The organism is Paenibacillus sp. SRL342, assembly GCF_984798905.1.
This window is the reverse complement of sequence record NZ_OZ481790.1, coordinates 1,103,149-1,120,119: the sequence shown is the minus strand read 5'-3', so window position 1 is coordinate 1,120,119 and position 16,971 is coordinate 1,103,149. Positions and strand designations below refer to the sequence as shown.

The 16,971-nt window shown below is 48.2% G+C and carries 13 protein-coding genes; 3 read left to right on the top strand and 10 right to left on the bottom strand.

Translation table 11 applies throughout. The features are described 5' to 3' along the window. Positions 1–170: 170 nt before the first annotated feature. The 4 genes from AC4E8D_RS05015 to AC4E8D_RS05000 all read right to left on the bottom strand — a co-directional run bounded on the left by AC4E8D_RS05015 (position 171) and on the right by AC4E8D_RS05000 (position 4,170). Positions 171–992 carry an ABC transporter ATP-binding protein gene (locus AC4E8D_RS05015; RefSeq protein ID WP_100526515.1) on the bottom strand — a complete coding sequence of 274 codons (822 nt, stop codon included), beginning with the start codon at positions 990–992 and terminating at the stop codon, positions 171–173. 13 nt (positions 993–1,005) lie between these two features. Continuing rightward, positions 1,006–2,049, bottom strand: a complete 1,044-nt coding sequence (locus AC4E8D_RS05010; RefSeq protein ID WP_490205923.1) for a FecCD family ABC transporter permease — start codon at positions 2,047–2,049, stop codon at positions 1,006–1,008. Continuing rightward, a complete protein-coding gene (locus tag AC4E8D_RS05005) occupies positions 2,046–3,059 on the bottom strand; it encodes a FecCD family ABC transporter permease (RefSeq protein ID WP_490205922.1) in 1,014 nt (337 codons plus the stop codon). The genes AC4E8D_RS05010 and AC4E8D_RS05005 overlap by 4 nt, the downstream gene beginning before the upstream one ends. A 97-nt stretch (positions 3,060–3,156) precedes the next feature. Beyond that, on the bottom strand, positions 3,157–4,170 hold the full coding sequence (locus AC4E8D_RS05000) for an ABC transporter substrate-binding protein (protein ID WP_490205921.1): 1,014 nt from the start codon (positions 4,168–4,170) through the stop codon (positions 3,157–3,159). 424 nt (positions 4,171–4,594) lie between these two features. On the opposite strand from AC4E8D_RS05000, the gene AC4E8D_RS04995 reads away from it, so the two are divergent. Beyond that, positions 4,595–5,176, top strand: coding sequence for a hypothetical protein (locus AC4E8D_RS04995; RefSeq protein WP_076213307.1), 582 nt, complete (start codon positions 4,595–4,597; stop codon positions 5,174–5,176). A 262-nt stretch (positions 5,177–5,438) separates the two neighbouring features. Next, positions 5,439–7,211, top strand: coding sequence for an alpha-glycosidase (locus AC4E8D_RS04990; RefSeq protein WP_490205920.1), 1,773 nt, complete (start codon positions 5,439–5,441; stop codon positions 7,209–7,211). A gap of 167 nt (positions 7,212–7,378) precedes the next feature. Here AC4E8D_RS04990 and AC4E8D_RS04985 read toward each other — a convergent pair whose 3' ends face one another. From AC4E8D_RS04985 to AC4E8D_RS04965, 5 genes are all read right to left on the bottom strand, one after another. Continuing rightward, positions 7,379–8,242 carry an IS3 family transposase gene (locus AC4E8D_RS04985; RefSeq protein WP_313771405.1) on the bottom strand — a complete coding sequence of 288 codons (864 nt, stop codon included), beginning with the start codon at positions 8,240–8,242 and terminating at the stop codon, positions 7,379–7,381. A gap of 11 nt (positions 8,243–8,253) precedes the next feature. Then, complete coding sequence (locus tag AC4E8D_RS04980; protein ID WP_221818869.1) at positions 8,254–8,571, bottom strand: transposase; 318 nt, start codon at positions 8,569–8,571, stop codon at positions 8,254–8,256. 175 nt (positions 8,572–8,746) lie between these two features. Further along, positions 8,747–10,126, bottom strand: coding sequence for an ANL family adenylate-forming protein (locus AC4E8D_RS04975; RefSeq protein WP_221818868.1), 1,380 nt, complete (start codon positions 10,124–10,126; stop codon positions 8,747–8,749). After that, positions 10,123–11,538 (bottom strand): cysteine peptidase family C39 domain-containing protein, encoded by a 1,416-nt coding sequence (locus AC4E8D_RS04970; RefSeq protein ID WP_221818867.1) that lies wholly within the window; start codon positions 11,536–11,538, stop codon positions 10,123–10,125. The genes AC4E8D_RS04975 and AC4E8D_RS04970 overlap by 4 nt, the downstream gene beginning before the upstream one ends. Next, positions 11,535–12,914 (bottom strand): alpha/beta hydrolase, encoded by a 1,380-nt coding sequence (locus tag AC4E8D_RS04965; RefSeq protein WP_490205919.1) that lies wholly within the window; start codon positions 12,912–12,914, stop codon positions 11,535–11,537. The genes AC4E8D_RS04970 and AC4E8D_RS04965 overlap by 4 nt, the downstream gene beginning before the upstream one ends. Positions 12,915–13,362: 448 nt before the next feature. Here AC4E8D_RS04965 and AC4E8D_RS04960 point away from each other — a divergent pair, with 448 nt between their 5' ends. Beyond that, positions 13,363–15,519 (top strand): alpha-amylase family glycosyl hydrolase, encoded by a 2,157-nt coding sequence (locus tag AC4E8D_RS04960; RefSeq protein WP_490205918.1) that lies wholly within the window; start codon positions 13,363–13,365, stop codon positions 15,517–15,519. 156 nt (positions 15,520–15,675) lie between these two features. Here the strand turns inward: AC4E8D_RS04960 and AC4E8D_RS04955 are convergent, their stop codons facing one another. After that, positions 15,676–16,962 (bottom strand): MFS transporter, encoded by a 1,287-nt coding sequence (locus AC4E8D_RS04955; RefSeq protein ID WP_490205917.1) that lies wholly within the window; start codon positions 16,960–16,962, stop codon positions 15,676–15,678. Positions 16,963–16,971 lie beyond the last annotated feature (9 nt).

The window sequence follows — 16,971 nt, the reverse complement described above, 5'->3', positions numbered from 1 at the left end:
TGAGTCGCCGTATGTGGTTTAGGATCGATTAATAGGCACAACAAACCAGGCAAGCCTGGGACATGGTTTAACCAATAGCTTGCCTAATTTGTTATCTGTATGCTATGCAATGGAGTCGATGTGGAGTTTTGAATAACTGTTGAACGAATCAAGAGCGGACTTTTTGATCCTCAAGCCAGCTGAGTGTAACGCTGTTCCCCATTCAGCTTCCTCCCTCTTCCATGCGGGATGCAGGTTGGTGTACCGAACAACGGATCAACTGCAATCTCACACTCCATCTGGAAGACTTTACGGACCATGTCCTGTGTAACGATATCCTCTGGTTTACCTTCCGCGTAGATCGACTTGTTGTGAACAGCCACAATGTGATGCGCATAACGACATGCCAGATTCAGATCATGAAGTACCATGACAATCGTGCGTCCTTCCCGTTCGTTCAACTCAAATAGCAGATCAAGGATATCAATCTGATGTGTCATATCCAGATAGGTTGTAGGTTCATCCAGCAGTAGCGTTTCGGTGCCCTGCGCAAGTGTCATTGCAATCCAGGCACGCTGACGCTGTCCACCGGACAGTGCATCCACAGGCCGATCCGCGAGTTCAGTCAGATGTGTGGATTCCAGTGCCAGCTTGACCATGCGCTCATCCTCTCGTGACCATTGCTTCAGCCATGTTTGATGTGGATAACGTCCTTGCTTAACCAGTTGGTTCACCGTCAGGCCCTCCGGAGCGGTCGGACCCTGTGGCAGGATGGACATGCGTCTTGAAATTTCCTTGGTCGGCAGCTTTGCAATCTCTTCACCATCCAGCAGCACCGAACCGGAGCTGGATTTCAGCAACCGGGCCATCGTACGCAGCAGCGTAGATTTACCACAGCCGTTGCTGCCAATCAGGACGGTAATCTGTCCCTTGGGAATGGTCAGGTTCAAATTTTCAATAATGGGATCTGCTCCATAGGAGATCGTAAGCTCCTTGGCTTCCAGAATACTCACAGCTCGCTCCTCCTCAAAACTGATTTCGATTCTTGAACAACAAATACAGGAAAAATGGTGCGCCTACGCCTGCAGTGAATACCCCTGCGGGAACATCTAACGGTAGAAAAGCTGTGCGGGCAATCAGATCTGCCGCAAATACAAGCAGAGCACCCACCAGTCCAGACACAATCAGCATACTGCCAAACATCCGTCCAACCAGCTTCCGTGCAATATGTGGAGCGATCAGGCCAACAAACCCAATGGTTCCGGCTACTGCAACGGCAATTCCCGCCAGCAATACACTACATAACAACAACGCCGAACGATGCCGTTGAACGGTAACACCCAATCCCGTAGCCAGATCATCTCCGAACTCCTGTGCATTCAGGCTGCGGGCGAACCAGATCGCCAGCGGTACAACGATCACGATAACCGGTAAAATCGTTTGGACATCGGTCCACGATGCTCCGTATACACTTCCTGTCAGCCAGATATAGGCTTGACCTGCCGTGTAGAACGGACTAAGAATTAACATAAAGGTCGTCCCGGCCCCGGTAATGGCCGATACTCCAATCCCGATCAGCACCAGACGGATCGGACTGACTCCCTTTTTCCAGGCAAGCACGTAGATGATCAAAGCCGTCACAATTGCACCAGCGATGGCGAACAATGGCAACACCTTGATACTTACCGCTCCACCCAGCAACGTAACAAAACCTACAGCTGCAACGGCCGCACCGCCGGTGATGCCGATCACATCCGGTGAGGCCAGCGGATTACGGATAATGCCTTGCAGAAGTGCGCCAGACATACCGAGGGCTGCTCCTACGAGCAGAGATAATAACACCCGTGGCAGTCTTAAGGTCAGCACGACGAAGTCATGCTCCCCTTCATTCAGACCGAATATCGTTCGAAGCACATCCAGCGGAGAGATAAAGTCACTGCCCACACTGGTACCAACAACCCCTGCCACCAGGAACAGGAGGATACACATGCCGATGACAACCAATGATTTTCGTTCCATTTGCACCGAGATGGTGTCTTTTTTGTTGCGGAAAGTTAACAGCTTCCTCATATCTTCGTCACCCCCTTGCGGGCAATATACACGAAGAAGGGTCCGCCAATCAGTGCAGTCATGACACCAAGTGGAACTTCCTGCGGCATAATCACCAGCCTTGCCACCACATCCGCAGACAACAGCAGAATCGCTCCCCCTACAATAGAGTAAGGAACGAGCCATCGGTAATCATTGCCCACCAGTGCACGCATGATATGTGGGACAACCAGACCAACGAGCCCGATCGAACCGGCTACGGCAACCGAACCACCCGCCAGCAATACCGTAACAATTCCCATGAGCACCTTAACCAGAATTACATTCTGTCCCATGCCTTTGGCGATATCATCACCGGTCAAGAGCAGATTGATGGCTCTGCCCATGAACAGAGAGACAATGGCTGCGGCTGTCATGTACGGCAGAACAGGATATAACATATCCAACGTCCGACCACTTACTGAACCGGCAAGCCAGAACAATACATCCTGCAATCCGGTTCCATCCAGCACCAGAATGGCCTGTGTGAACGAGGCAAACAATGCTGAGATAGCCGTACCCGCCAGTACAATTTTGATCGGTGTCAAGCCATCACGACCGAGGGAACCTAGCCCATATACAATCGCCGCGGCAACCGCAGCTCCGGCAAAACCAAACCACATCATGGTGGTGAGCGAAGATACGGATAATACCACGATGGCAATGACAATAAAAAAGATTGCACCCGCATTGATCCCGAACACACTTGGTGATGCCAGCGGGTTACGTGTCAATGCCTGCATCAGTCCGCCTGCCACAGCCAAACTTGCTCCCACAACAGCAGCAATAACCGTACGTGGCAATCGTTCCGTCAGCAGAACCACATGTTGCACAGAACTCTCGTCATAGAATTGCAGTGCTTCCCATGCCATCTGAAACGTGATATGTGTACGTCCCAGAATCATACTGGCTAGGCAAGCAAGTAGAAATAATATGAATACACCAGCCAGTCCATAGATCTTGGCACTTGCCTTTGTAAGAAGGGGAAACATACTCTCACTCTTTCATCTGTAAAATGACAAAAGACCTGCCTGCCCATACACTTCGTTAACGAATGTCCTGGTGCATGGCAGGTCCTGCTCCTGTTAGTTAGTTCAGGTTGAACTGCTTATATAGATCGTCCAGCATCATGTTGGCCGATGTGTATCCACCTGCCATGTTCCAGGCCACTTCATCGACCTGAACCAATTGGTTGTTTTTGACTGCATCAAGGTTTTTCCACAGTGGACTGCTGGTCCAATCATCATAATTTTTCTGAATGGCATCGGTTTCTGTACCTGAGTTGAAGTTAAAGATCATGTCTGCATTCATATCCGGAATGTTTTCTTTGGAAGTCAATTCAACTCCCCATGTGTCTGCGTCATGTCCCGCAGGTCTCGTGAACCCAAGTTCTTTCAGAATCTTACCTGCGTATCCCATGTAGAAAATACGAACCTGATCGGCTCTAAAGTTCGTGATGGTTGCTTCAATCGGCAGACGATCCCCCATTTTCTCTTTAAAATCAGCTACACGGCCATCCCAATCAGACAACAATTTATCCGATTGCTCAACCATATTCATTGCTTCCCCAACAGTTTTCACCGTTTCTTTCCAGTCAAAAAGCGTCTCCGTCACTACCGTTGGTGCGATTTGCGACAGTTGCTCATAGATCTCTTCATGTCTGATCTTCGTAGCAATAATCAAGTCGGGTTTCATCTTGTTGATCTCTTCCAGATTGGGCTGCGATTCCTGTCCTACTTGTGGAACTCCGTCCAGATCTTCTCTCAGATATTCATATACCGGCTGCTGAACCCATGATTCCACCACGCCTGTCGGTTTCACGCCAAGTGCAACAACGACATCATTTGCACCCTGGAACAGTGTCACGATCTTTTGCGGAGTTCCCTTGATTGTGGTTTCGCCCATGGCATGTTTGATCACTCGGGTCTGATCTTCAGTCGCACTGGCGGTTGTATCACTTTCATTATTGCTCTCATTGCTGCTTGCAGCTTGGCTGGACGTATTCGTTGTCTCGGCACTTCCACCCGAAGCACAACCAGCAAGTAGTGAAATCATCAGAATAAGTGCTGCATAAATGTATAGCTTTTTCTTTACTTTATACATGAAATCCGTCTCCCCTTTTTTACCTAATTGATATTGAATCTCATTATCAATTGTATTGTAATGGAGATGAAATCATTATACAAGCATTTTATTTGGAAAAACTTCTCACTCCCTGTCGAACTCTGTAACTTCATAAAACAACATCAAATAAAGATATATTAACCCAACCAATACAATATATATGAATACAATACGCCTCCACATAAACCATATATGTAATTTTTTCTCTATCACTTAACATGCACAATTCTCTTCTTACTTGTAGCTTCATCTAATACATGTCCTTTTGGATAGTGAATCATTATTCATTCATATGCGTTTAACTGATGAATCAACTGTAAAACAATTCCTGTAATTTCTTGTCGTACTATGTTAGATTATCCATTGGAATAAAATCACATCTATAGATAGGGGAATTTTTAACGTGAAAAAATCTTGGATTTTATCATTTATTATGAGTTTTGTATTGCTCGGCGGGGTGTTCGCACCTGCAGGGTCCTATGCCGCTGCAGCGGATGACTCAACCACTACATATTCGGAAGACGAATACTATGAAGAAGTTGACACGTCAGAACAAGAACCGATTCCTACAGTAGAAGAAGAAGATTTCCTCAACTACCTGGATGCATTGACTGATCCTGCCGTATACGAGAAGAAAGCCTTGAATGCAGTGGGTGGCAGCACGTACATCACATCTTCCAATCGCAAATCCTTCTATCTGAAACTGAACAATACAGCTATCCCTAACTACACCAAGTATGTCTCCATGTTGAAACAGATCAAACCGGAGAACGCTGAACTGAAAAAAATCCATGCCAAACTGATCAAAGGTAGCTATGCTCAGCTTGAAGGATATCAATTGTTCAAAAAGTCTGTTGCCAAAACGAAAGTAAACAGCAAGCTGCTTAAACAAGGTAATGACAAGATTGCATTAGGAATCAAAAGCATTCAACAATACCATGCTGAAATCAGAGCCTATGGCGAAAAACTCGGCTACCAAATGTAAAACAACCACACATGTATAACGTCAGACTGCACTATTCTGACGTTCACGTGTGAATGGAATCATCGTTTTATCCTTTTTAAGAATTTTTGAAATTTAAGGAAAAAAAGTGTTTTCTTTTGCTGAGTTAGTTCGTATAATAGCACTATAATCAAAAGGCTATGCTGCCGAAAGGTACAACCTCGTGAACAATTGAGGTTGTGCCTTTTTTGCGTTTAATGGCCGCTTTTATCTGAATTTCATCATCTGACGAGGAGTGATTTACATGATTCTTGAAGCCATCTACCACCGCCCCAAACTCAATTGGTCTTATGCTTATGACCGCTCGACTATGCACCTCCGACTTCGGTCCAAACGTGGGGATCTGGATGCGGTGATTGCCATTACCGGTGACAAATATGCCTGGGATCGGACGATCACACATATCCCCATGCACATCTTTGCCCGGGATGAAATGTTCGATTATTGGGAAGCCGAGACTTCACCTCTCTATCGCAGATTGCGGTATGGATTCCAACTGATTCAGGGAGAGGAATCAGTCTGGATGACAGAACGCGGATTTGAGCAGGCGCTGCCTGATCATCCACTTGAATTCTTTGATTTTCCATTTATGAATCCAGTCGACATTTTTGAACCGCCTGCCTGGGTTAAGGACGCTGTGTTTTATCAGATTTTCCCTGAACGTTATGCCAATGGCGATCCATCCATCAGCCCCAAAAATGCAGAACCCTGGGGAGGAGAACCTACACCGGTGAACTTCTTCGGCGGTGATCTCCAAGGTGTGCTGGATCATCTGGATCATATAAGTCAGCTCGGCATCAATGCCATTTACTTCTGTCCGCTGTTCGAGGCCACGACGAATCACAAATACAATACAGGCGATTACATGAAAGTTGATCCTCACTTTGGAACCAATGAACAGTTCAAGGCGTTCGTGGACGCCTGTCATCAGCGCGGCATACGTGTCGTTCTGGATGCGGTGTTCAACCATTCCGGCAGAGAGTTCCCTCCTTTTGTCGATGTCATGAAGAATGGAGCCTCTTCCCCTTACGCAGACTGGTTCTATATCAAGGACTGGCCGCCACGTGTGGAGGATGGCATACCGACTTATGACACTTTTGCCTTTGAACCGCTTATGCCGAAGCTAAATACAGAACACCCTGAGGTGAAGGCATATCTGCTGGAGGTAGGACGTTTCTGGATTGAAGAGATGGACATTGACGGCTGGAGGCTCGATGTAGCCAACGAGGTGGATCATCAGTTCTGGCGCGAATTCCGTCAGACGGTAAAAGCCATCAAGCCTGACGCCTATTTGCTTGGTGAGATCTGGCATGACTCGCTCATGTGGCTTCAGGGAGACCAGTTCGATGCCGTGATGAATTATCCGTTTACCAATTCGGTATTGGACTATACGGTGCATGGCAAGCTCGATGGACTTGGATTCGCCAATGAGATCGGCAAACTGCTTGCAGCCTATTCACAGCCTGTAACGGAAGCCGCCTTCAATCTGCTTGGAAGTCATGATACACCCAGACTGCTGTCCTTGTGTGATGGAGATGAGCGCAAGATGAAGCTTGCCGTTACGTTACTACTTACGTATCCAGGTGTACCATGTATCTATTATGGAGACGAAGTGGGACTTGATGGCGGATATGATCCGGGTTGCCGCAAGTGTATGGAGTGGGATGAGACCAAGCAGAACCGCGGGCTTCTGGAATTCTTCACCCGTACGATTGCCCTGCGCAAACAGCACCCTGCCCTGCGCAGCACGGAACTGAAGATTGTATATGCAAAAGCCGGAGATCCCTGTCTTGCCATTGAACGATTGGATTCGAATTCGGGCGAGCGTATGCTTCTTGTGCTGAATGCGGGTGATGAGCCGTGTACCCTTGAACTCCCTTTGGCAGATCGTAACGTCTGGCGAAATCTGTTCACATCAAACACCGTGGAAGCTCGGCAAAATAAACTGACCCTCGATCTGGAAGCATACGGATTCTCCTTACTGCAAATGGAGGCCAAACAACCCGCGAAAGCCTGATATGAATACGGCTAACAAGGGAAAATAACTTCAAAGAGGCTGTCCCCTAGGTCATATTGACGACCGGGGAACAGCCTCTCCTGCATCTTATACGTCTGATGCATCTTATACGTCATATCCTAACGAATCAGAGAGACCTTATTGGACCTATGTCAAAAAAGTAGACACTACGCCGCGGGTTTGTCCGTAAATTTCATCGCAAAACGAGCAGGGGAAAGATACCCTAGCGCGCCATGCATTCGCTTGCGGTTGTAATAGAACTCAATGTACTGGTAGATGGCAGTATAAGCCTCCTCCGGCGTCTTAAAACGAGGGTTGCAGTAAATGAGTTCCTTCTTTAAAATACTGTGCCATGACTCAATACAGGCGTTATCATAACAGTTTCCTCGTCGGCTCATGCTTGATTCCATTCCGTATGATTTTAGTTGCTCCACGTTTTCTTTTGACGTGTATTGAGAGCCGCGATCCGAGTGATGGAGTAATCCCGGAGCAGGGCGTTTGGCCTTGTAAGCTTCCTCCAGTGCACCCATCACCAAACTGGTTTCCATATGGTTATATAGACGCCAGCCTACAATTTCACGTGTGCACAAATCCAGAACGCTGGCGAGATATAGACGACCTCCTCGGCAAGGAATGTAGGTGATGTCGGTAACCCATACCGTATTCGGTTTGGACGTTTTAAATTGCTGATTCAGCGTATTTGGCGCAAGGGGATGGTCGTGTTTGGAATCCGTCGTCTGAACGCGATATTTGGGCATGACCACAGAACGTAGATTCATTTGACGCATGTAGATACTGACGGTACGGGAAGAGATTCGCAACCCTTCTAAATGGAGCAGATACGTAATTTTAGGGCTTCCACACCGCATCTGGTGGTCGTAAAAATGATACCGAATACGCTTCATGACCTCGTCTTTGCGGTTCTGCCGCTTGCTGGTTCGGTCCATTCGCCATCTGTAATATCCGCTCCGTGACACTTGAAAGGTTCTGCACATCTTCTCCAAAGAAAACTCGGAGCGATGGTCTTCCACAAACTGAAATCTTAGCTCTTTGGTTTGCTGAAGATGTGCACTGCTTTTTTTACAATCGCCAGTTTTTCTTGTGTATCCGCAAGCGTGTGCTCTTTCTCTTGAAGCAACCGGCGCATCTCTTGGAGCTCTGCTTCCAGTTCCTTCACTCGATCTACGCTGGCAACAGGCTCATGTTTTAGTTCGCGGTACTTACTCATCCATTGGTGCAACGTACTTTTTGGAATGTTGAGTTCTTCTGCCAAATCTCCAAGTGTCTTCGTCTGCTCTTGAATGAATTTGACCGTTTGTTTCTTGAATTCTTCGTTATATCGTTGCCGCTGTTCTCCCATGTGGACACCTCCGTTAGTCTTATTATCCTTCCGTCCGTTAACGGGTGTCCACTTTTTATTCTAGCTCCATGAGATTCGTTAGGTTTTACTTTTCTTAATTATCCCCTCAATACGATGTTTGAGGTTCGTTAGCGATAGCGATTCAATTGAGATAAAACTCATTGATGGCAGCGACCTATTTCCCAGCCGAGGCGAAGGGTGTCGAAGTCATTGGTTTTCGTATTTTTTTCATTCTTGAACTTACGAGAGCTTCCTGTGTAATTACGATTTTCTGCGGAATCTTGTATGAAGGCAGCTTGTCCCGACAATATTCCCAGATGGATCGCCGCAGATCGGTGAGAGTACATTCTGTAGCCAGCCGGATCGTCACCTTCACCCTCTGACCGATGATACCGCTGTGATCTCCCGAAACTACGGCCGCTTCAATACATTCCATCTCTTCCAGAACACCCTCGACCTCGGCAGGATACACTTTCCGTCCCCCTACGTTAATGATCTCGGAACGACGTCCCAGAATACGAATGTATCCCTCTTCCAGCACAGCTTCATCACCTGTTCGCAGCCACCCATCCTCTGTAAAGGGCGATGGTGCATTCAGATATCCAATCATCGCTGTTGCTGTATGAATCTGCAATTCTCCTTCCACTACCCGGTACTTGACTCCCTCGTCTTGAATGGAAAACAGCAACGAGCCTGGCTCTTTGGAGCGGGTTGGCAGAATGCCCAGTTCAGACATGCCATAGGCTTGTATCGTCCTTAGTTGTGGAAATCTCCGGTTCCAAGCTGCCAGTACGGATTCTGGCATCACTTCCGATCCGTATGACACAACTTCAAGACTGGATAGATCATACCCCTCATCATTTCTGCCCAGCAGCAACAGATTCATGAATGTTGGAGAGACCGGAAGAGCCTGCACACGAAACTTCTCAATCGTTCGGCACACTTCTTCGGGAGATCGATCCGCAATGATACACAGACAGCCCCCACTGGACAGGGATTGCAGCATGGTATTTACACCACCGATATGATCAAACATCATGAATGGAATCGTTCGCAAAGGCCGAACTTGCCGCCGAAAACCATCTAACAGCCGATCTGCACGATGCACAGTCGCTTTACTCACTCCGGTTGATCCGGATGAAAAGAGTACCAATCCCCCTACGCCATCCTGTGCCAGCGAGGATAACAATACAGGAACCTCTCCAGATAATTCACACGTTTGCCGAATACACAACTGGCCATCCTCAATGCCCAAACGCCACTTCACCTGTGCCAGCTGGATATATTCCTGTCGTTTGGCTTCAACCAGGTACCGATCCATGGGAAGCACGATACACCCTTGTCCGAGCAAAGCAACCAATGCTGCCGCCGCATAGGGGGAATAGTCTTCCTCCAGCGTTACAAGTTGCCCAGTCAGCCCTTCTGCTGTAATCCACTTACTCATGATGCCAACCTGTTCCAGCAGCCACCGATAGCTGTACTCCTGATCTTTCCAGATCAGTGCAGGATGCTGTCCCTGTTCCGCGAATCGTTCAAGTAAGAATTGGTTCATCATCTTGCATCCTCCTCACGGTCAGGTGCCCATTGCTGTGCGAGATAATCAACAAGTGAACCTACAGTCTGATATGGGCTTTCCGGCATGGAAGCAGCAGCTATCTCGGCCAGTGCGGCTCCCATCGCCGTCCCCCATCGATCTTCGATTCCCTGCTCTACCACTGCAAGTAATGACACAAGTTCCAGCGAATCCAGTTGCCCACTTCGTCCATACAGTGGAGCGTTACCACCCTCACCAAGTGGAATCGATGTATTATGGTACGCGTTTAACTCCCGGCAACTATCCAATACGATACGGAGCAAATCCTCCCTGTGTTCTTGTCCAATCATCGACACAGCCTGACGTGGGAAACAATCTGCCTGAGGTATGGACTGTCGAAGTGACTCATACCAGTGCCATTCATCGGTGACCAACATTTTAATTACACCTGTTAGCTGTACTTTCCACTGCTCACGCTGTTTTATTCGACTGACCTGAAGCATATTGTAGGCCTTCTCCCAACGTACGATAATTTCGCTAAATTCTCTTGCATATCGATCAAGGGGAGAACCTAGCCACAAGGCTGACTCTTGAAGCAAATCATTTAGAAAATATCGGCTCCACCGCATATCAAACAGCAGACCGGATATCAGCATTTCATTGTCCTGCTCCCCTTCACTCGCCTCATGCAGTGCATGTAACAGTTGCAGCGATACCGCATGTCCAAAATAATAATTGCGCTCTCCTTGTGTAATCGTCCTGCCTGTCAGAAATTCTTCAATCTGTGTTGTCAGCGCCTGGGTCAACATCTCGCGATAACCCGCTGAGTCCAGTTTCACAGTCGCCCGAATGTCCATGGTGCCATACGTTCGAAGTTCTTCTTTGCGCTTGGCCTGAGCAAGCTCGGGTATGCTTTGGTTACCTTTCCAGAAGTCATGAAAGGCCCTTTGAGCAACCTTTCCATAATACTTGGAGGGCACGGGATCATAGACGTGGACATGCTCATCTTCCATACCATACACGGCAATCCAATGGTCTACCAGATGCAGTCGGGAGCCTTGCTTCACGTGTTTGCGAATGTACTCGGGATTCTGATAATCCTCACAATAAGGCAGGTGATAACTGGTTCCTGTAGCCAGAAAAAGCTCACCTTCGCCGATATACTGCCGGATCAGCGTCTTCCCCTCTTCGAAGCTTCCCAGCTCCCGCTGTCCATACATCTCCCAGATCGGCTCTACATAATCCAGTTTGTGAAAATAAGGCTTCACCAGTCCGTTATCCCCACACGAAGGAAGGCTGTACAACCGACTTGCCGCCAGCAGTGCAAGACTTGTGATGGACCCTTGTCGATGGAGCACTTCATGAATCAGAGGGAAATTGCAGGGATAATAATAGGGAATGTCCAGCACTGGAGCGAATGAAGGAATGTTCATTTTGGGCCTCCTGTTCCCGTTTTGGCTGACGTACTGCCCCAGGATTGGATTTGGTAATGCACAGACATATCATCTGTTGCTCGAAATACCCGATTGGCAATAGGTTTGCCATCCACATCGGTCTCGAAACGACGGAAACCGCGAGTAAATCGGAAGGAGAAACCACTATCTCGCGGGACTCGGTAACTACCTTCATATCGACCTTTACCAGAACGAACAAGCTTCATGCCCATACCACCATATATCGTTTCCTCCAAGTCTTCGTCGGGAGCTACCTCTGCACGAACGCAGACCTCCACATGAGTGGACAATTCTGGAATGACAGAGTAGATGCGTGTAGCAGACAGTTCCCCCACAGTCAGCGTGATGAATGCACTTCCAATACCGACCGGAATTAACTCTCCACTCGTATTCACCTGAAGTATATTCGGGTCACTCGAAGTATAATTCCCATGCAGCAGACTCTGAACCAACCCACTCTCGTAGTGAATCTGTGCATTGATACACACGGTCATTCCACCCTGTAGTCCGATGACATCCCTTCCAAGCAGTTTGAGCGAAGAGGGCTTACCCACGTGGCCGAACATGTATATTAACGGGAGATGAACGCGTGCTCCCCAGTCACCTTCCTGATGACAGGCACCCTGCTGTTCCAGAAATGCCAATTCTTCACCCGGTCTGACTCCGCGTTCAAGTAATTGATGAGCTACCCTTCTGACCTGGGAAGGCAGAAACAGACCTTCTGTATCTCCAATATCCATCCACATTCGAACGGCAGGTACTTCCTCTGGCAGACGGTACATGTTTTCTTCCAACAGTCCGCTATCCGATGTTTCGTCCAGCTGCACATCCACATAGAATGGTGACATCATGATCAGTTTTCCGAAAACATCCGGATTTCGCATCCCCATGTGCAATGTACAAAGCGCCGCGGCAGATGAACCCAACAGCCCGGTATTCGACTTGTCCGGCAGCGTCCGATATCGATGATCAATGATCGGCTTGAGCTCATGAATGATGAAATGTTCATAGTCGATGCCTGAACACCCCACACTCACGGCTTCTCTCTCCGGAGCAACGAAGTGATAGAATTCATTGTGCGTGACTGGACGGACATGCGTAATGCCGACAATAATCAGTGATTCAATCTGCCCGGAGGAAATAAGACCGTCTGCTGCCTGGTCTATATTCCATGTTTCATTGCCTGGCCCGGATGGACCAAAAGCCCGCTGCCCCGCATGAACGTACAGAACCGGATAATGCCGAGCTGCCTGCTCATGGTAACCGGGCGGGAGGTACACATAAATGTTACGGATATTGCCCAGCCACGACGCCTGAATGCCTTCCAAACATTCGATGACAGAATGGGTACTCAACGATCATCAACCGCCTCTCTTCTCCCGATTCGACTGCATAATACAAACAACCCCGCCTCAGAAGAGACGGGGTTGTCCCAGAACACACGTAAGTGTCCCGGGATACATAGCCCTTATATTGTGAATCTGCGAATAGTTTAAATCCCCGGACATACTTTTGTAAACATAAAAATAGAAAATAAATGCTCTCAAAAAAGTTATTGACATAAGATCCATTATTTCTTACGATAGCGTTGTGATCATAACTCGAGGGCCATGCTTTTAAACCAGAAGCGGTTTAGGACAACCCCGGTAACTCCCGAAGGAGATGCCGGGGTTGTTGGCGTGTCAAAAGGAGGGAAGTCTTCAATCCACTGCGTAACATCCTGTTGTATTGAAAGCGCTATTATTCAAGATCCAGGTTGGTTGTTTATCTAAACTACTACATTCACGAGAAGGGTGGATTACTATGTTTCAAATGGCCAAACGCGTACTCCTCAGCACAACACTGACACTCAGTTTACTTGCAGGGGGCGCACTTCCCTATCTGCCTGCTTCAGCGATCCATGCCGATGCAGATACCGCGGTTACCAACAAGCAGAACTTTAGTACAGATGTCATCTATCAGATCTTTACGGACCGCTTCTTGGACGGCAATCCTTCCAACAATCCTACTGGAGCTGCCTACGATGCCACTTGTAGTAACCTGAAGTTGTATTGCGGAGGCGACTGGCAGGGTTTGATTAACAAAATCAACGATAACTATTTTAGCGATCTGGGCGTAACGGCATTGTGGATCTCCCAACCGGTTGAAAATATCTTCGCTACCATCAACTACGGCGGCGTGATTAACACAGCGTATCATGGCTACTGGGCACGTGATTTCAAGAAGACCAATCCGTATTTCGGAACAATGGCTGACTTTCAAAATCTGATTACGACTGCTCATGCCAAAGGCATCAAGATCGTAATTGACTTTGCACCAAACCACACGTCTCCTGCCATGGAAACCGATACGTCCTTTGCTGAGAATGGCAAGTTATATGATAACGGTAATCTTGTTGGCGGATACACGAATGATACGAATGGATATTTCCATCACAACGGCGGCTCCGACTTTTCCTCCCTGGAGAATGGAATCTACAAAAACCTCTACGACCTCGCTGACCTGAATCACAACAACAATACCATTGACCAATATTTCAAAGATGCAATCAAGCTCTGGCTTGATATGGGCGTGGACGGCATTCGTGTAGATGCGGTGAAACATATGCCTCTCGGCTGGCAAAAGAGTTGGATGTCCTCCATCTATGCACATAAACCTGTATTCACCTTTGGTGAATGGTTCCTGGGATCTGCTGCATCCGATGCGGATAACACAGAATTTGCCAACGAATCCGGGATGAGCCTGCTTGATTTCCGCTTTAACTCTGCCGTACGTGATGTCTTCCGGGATAACACGTCCAATATGTATGCTCTGGATTCGATGATTACAGGCACAGCGGCAGATTACAATCAGGTGAATGATCAAGTTACGTTCATCGACAACCATGATATGGATCGGTTCAAAACAAGTGCCGTGAACAATCGTCGTCTGGAACAAGCGCTGGCCTTCACGCTGACTTCACGCGGCGTACCTGCCATCTATTATGGTACCGAGCAGTATCTGACGGGTAACGGGGACCCTGATAATCGGGCCAAAATGCCTTCCTTCTCCAAAACAACCACTGCCTTCAACGTGATCAGCAAGCTGGCCCCTCTGCGCAAATCCAATCCGGCGATTGCCTATGGCTCCACTCAGCAACGCTGGATCAATAATGATGTGTACGTCTATGAGCGCAAATTTGGCAAAAGTGTAGCTGTTGTTGCGGTGAACCGTAATCTCTCCACACCAGCAAGCATTGCGAATCTAAGCACTTCACTGCCAACAGGCAACTACACCGATGTATTGGGCGGTGCACTGAACGGTAATAACATCACTTCCACCAATGGCAACGTCTCTTCCTTCACACTGGCAGCCGGTGCAACAGCGGTATGGCAATATACAACGAGCGAGACAACCCCAACGATCGGACATGTAGGTCCGGTGATGGGCAAACCGGGTAATGTCGTTACGATTAGCGGACGCGGATTCGGTTCCACCAAAGGCACGGTATACTTCGGTACATCAGCCGTTACCGGTGCAGCCATTACATCCTGGGAAGATACACAGATTAAAGTGACGATCCCAGCTGTTGCCGCAGGCAATTATGCTGTAAAAGTAGCTGCGAATGGCGTCAACAGCAATGCGTATAACAACTTCACCATCCTTACGGGTGATCAGGTCACTGTACGATTTGTCATTAACAATGCTTCCACCACACTGGGTCAGAACATCTATCTGGCAGGTAACGTGGCAGAACTGGGCAACTGGAGTACGGGTACAACAGCTATTGGCCCTGCTTTCAATCAGGTTATCCACGCCTACCCAACTTGGTACTTTGATGTGAGCGTGCCTGCCGGGAAACAACTGGAGTTCAAATTCTTCAAGAAAAATGGTGCAACCATTACGTGGGAAGGTGGTTCCAACCACACGTTCACCACACCAACCAGCGGTACAGCGACTGTAAATGTAAACTGGCAATAGGATATTCAGTCCACAAGGTAACCCGGAGTTACGCTAACGCGGCGTATGCTCCGGGTTTTGCTGTACCTAGCGAGCTTGCTTAGATTGCTTCTATCCTCTCTCTGTTGAATGTGTACATGTGGGTTCAATTCATATCATTTTGATGTATCATACATGTCATTGATAGGTTCGGATCGACTTCAATGTTGTAGCGGCCAGAATACCTGTCGCCAGCAGTAATATGCCCACGCCTTGCAGCACAGAAGCTGCGCCCCATTGATCTGCCAATACGGAGACTACCGTCAATCCCAGAATAGGCGCTGTACTGGTGATTGTTCCAACCACGCCATAGACCCTTCCCTGCAGCTCGTCCGGAACGGCTGTCCTCAGCATAATCTGGGTGAGCATCGTACAGCAGGCGAACATCGCACCTCCGCCCACGATAAACGGCAACGCCATGATTGGTGAGGATACATTCGCCAAAAAAATATAAAGCGGTCCCAACACAATCAGACCGATAAACACCCATCTCCCTCTTCGCTTCAATCGTTTTCCCGAAACAATCAGCAATGCAGAGCCAATCATGTATCCCAGCGGAATACAGGTCTCAATTAATCCAAACTGTACCGGATTTGCCTCCCATACCTTGACCGCCATCACTTGAACCAGCATCATCGCAGACATGAAAAACAAAATCAGCACGGGATTGAGCAATACGATGGATCGAATCAGACGATTCCGATAGATGTAGCCAAACGAACTGCGCCACTCCTGAGCAAACGTGGTCTGTTGACTAACGGATCGCTGCACCTCTGGAAAGCGGCCCGCCATCACTACACATACTGCAGACAACAGGAAGGTTGCCCCTGTAATTAATATGGCAACGAATCCGCCAAATGCAGCAACAGCCACTCCCGCTGCGGCTAGTCCACTGATCCGGGCAAGATTATCTACCATATGAATGGTTCCGGTTGCTTGTTGAATATGCTCCCTGCCTACCATACTTGCTACAGAGGCGTGGAATGCAGGTGCCTGAAAAAGACTTGAAAACATGGATAGCGAAAGCAACAACAGCACCACCGGGAACGGCGCATGCCAACCGAACAAGCTAATCGCAATCATTATAGCCATTACGCCCCGAAATACATCCGAGGCCAGCATCAGCTTCCTGCGATCCAATCGGTCTGCAACCGTACCCGCCACCGATCCAAACAGAAAACTGACGGCCATATTGCAGATCTGTACGGCTGCCATGCTCTTTGCACTCCCCGTGGTCTGTAACACCCACAGGCTGATCGCAATCCCATTGAAGCAATCCCCGAAGACCGAGATCCCGTAGCCGTACAATATCCTCCGAAAGGTAACATTACGCCAAAGTGTTGCTGGAGCTATAGTATTATGCAATGCAGCTTGTCCATCTTGGTATCCGATAATCTCGGGCTCACTGGACGGGTTCATGCCCATATATCACGT

What these genes read in the sequence shown, in the direction of transcription:
- AC4E8D_RS04955 (WP_490205917.1), bottom strand. Translation starts at nt 16,962, where the DNA reads ATGGGCATGAACCCGTCCAGTGAGCCCGAGATTATCGGATACCAAGAT.
- AC4E8D_RS05000 (WP_490205921.1), bottom strand. Translation starts at nt 4,170, where the DNA reads ATGTATAAAGTAAAGAAAAAGCTATACATTTATGCAGCACTTATTCTG.
- AC4E8D_RS04980 (WP_221818869.1), bottom strand. Translation starts at nt 8,571, where the DNA reads ATGGGAGAACAGCGGCAACGATATAACGAAGAATTCAAGAAACAAACG.
- AC4E8D_RS05005 (WP_490205922.1), bottom strand. Translation starts at nt 3,059, where the DNA reads ATGTTTCCCCTTCTTACAAAGGCAAGTGCCAAGATCTATGGACTGGCT.
- AC4E8D_RS05010 (WP_490205923.1), bottom strand. Translation starts at nt 2,049, where the DNA reads ATGAGGAAGCTGTTAACTTTCCGCAACAAAAAAGACACCATCTCGGTG.
- AC4E8D_RS04975 (WP_221818868.1), bottom strand. Translation starts at nt 10,126, where the DNA reads ATGATGAACCAATTCTTACTTGAACGATTCGCGGAACAGGGACAGCAT.
- AC4E8D_RS04990 (WP_490205920.1), top strand. Translation starts at nt 5,439, where the DNA reads ATGATTCTTGAAGCCATCTACCACCGCCCCAAACTCAATTGGTCTTAT.
- AC4E8D_RS04960 (WP_490205918.1), top strand. Translation starts at nt 13,363, where the DNA reads ATGTTTCAAATGGCCAAACGCGTACTCCTCAGCACAACACTGACACTC.
- AC4E8D_RS04970 (WP_221818867.1), bottom strand. Translation starts at nt 11,538, where the DNA reads ATGAACATTCCTTCATTCGCTCCAGTGCTGGACATTCCCTATTATTAT.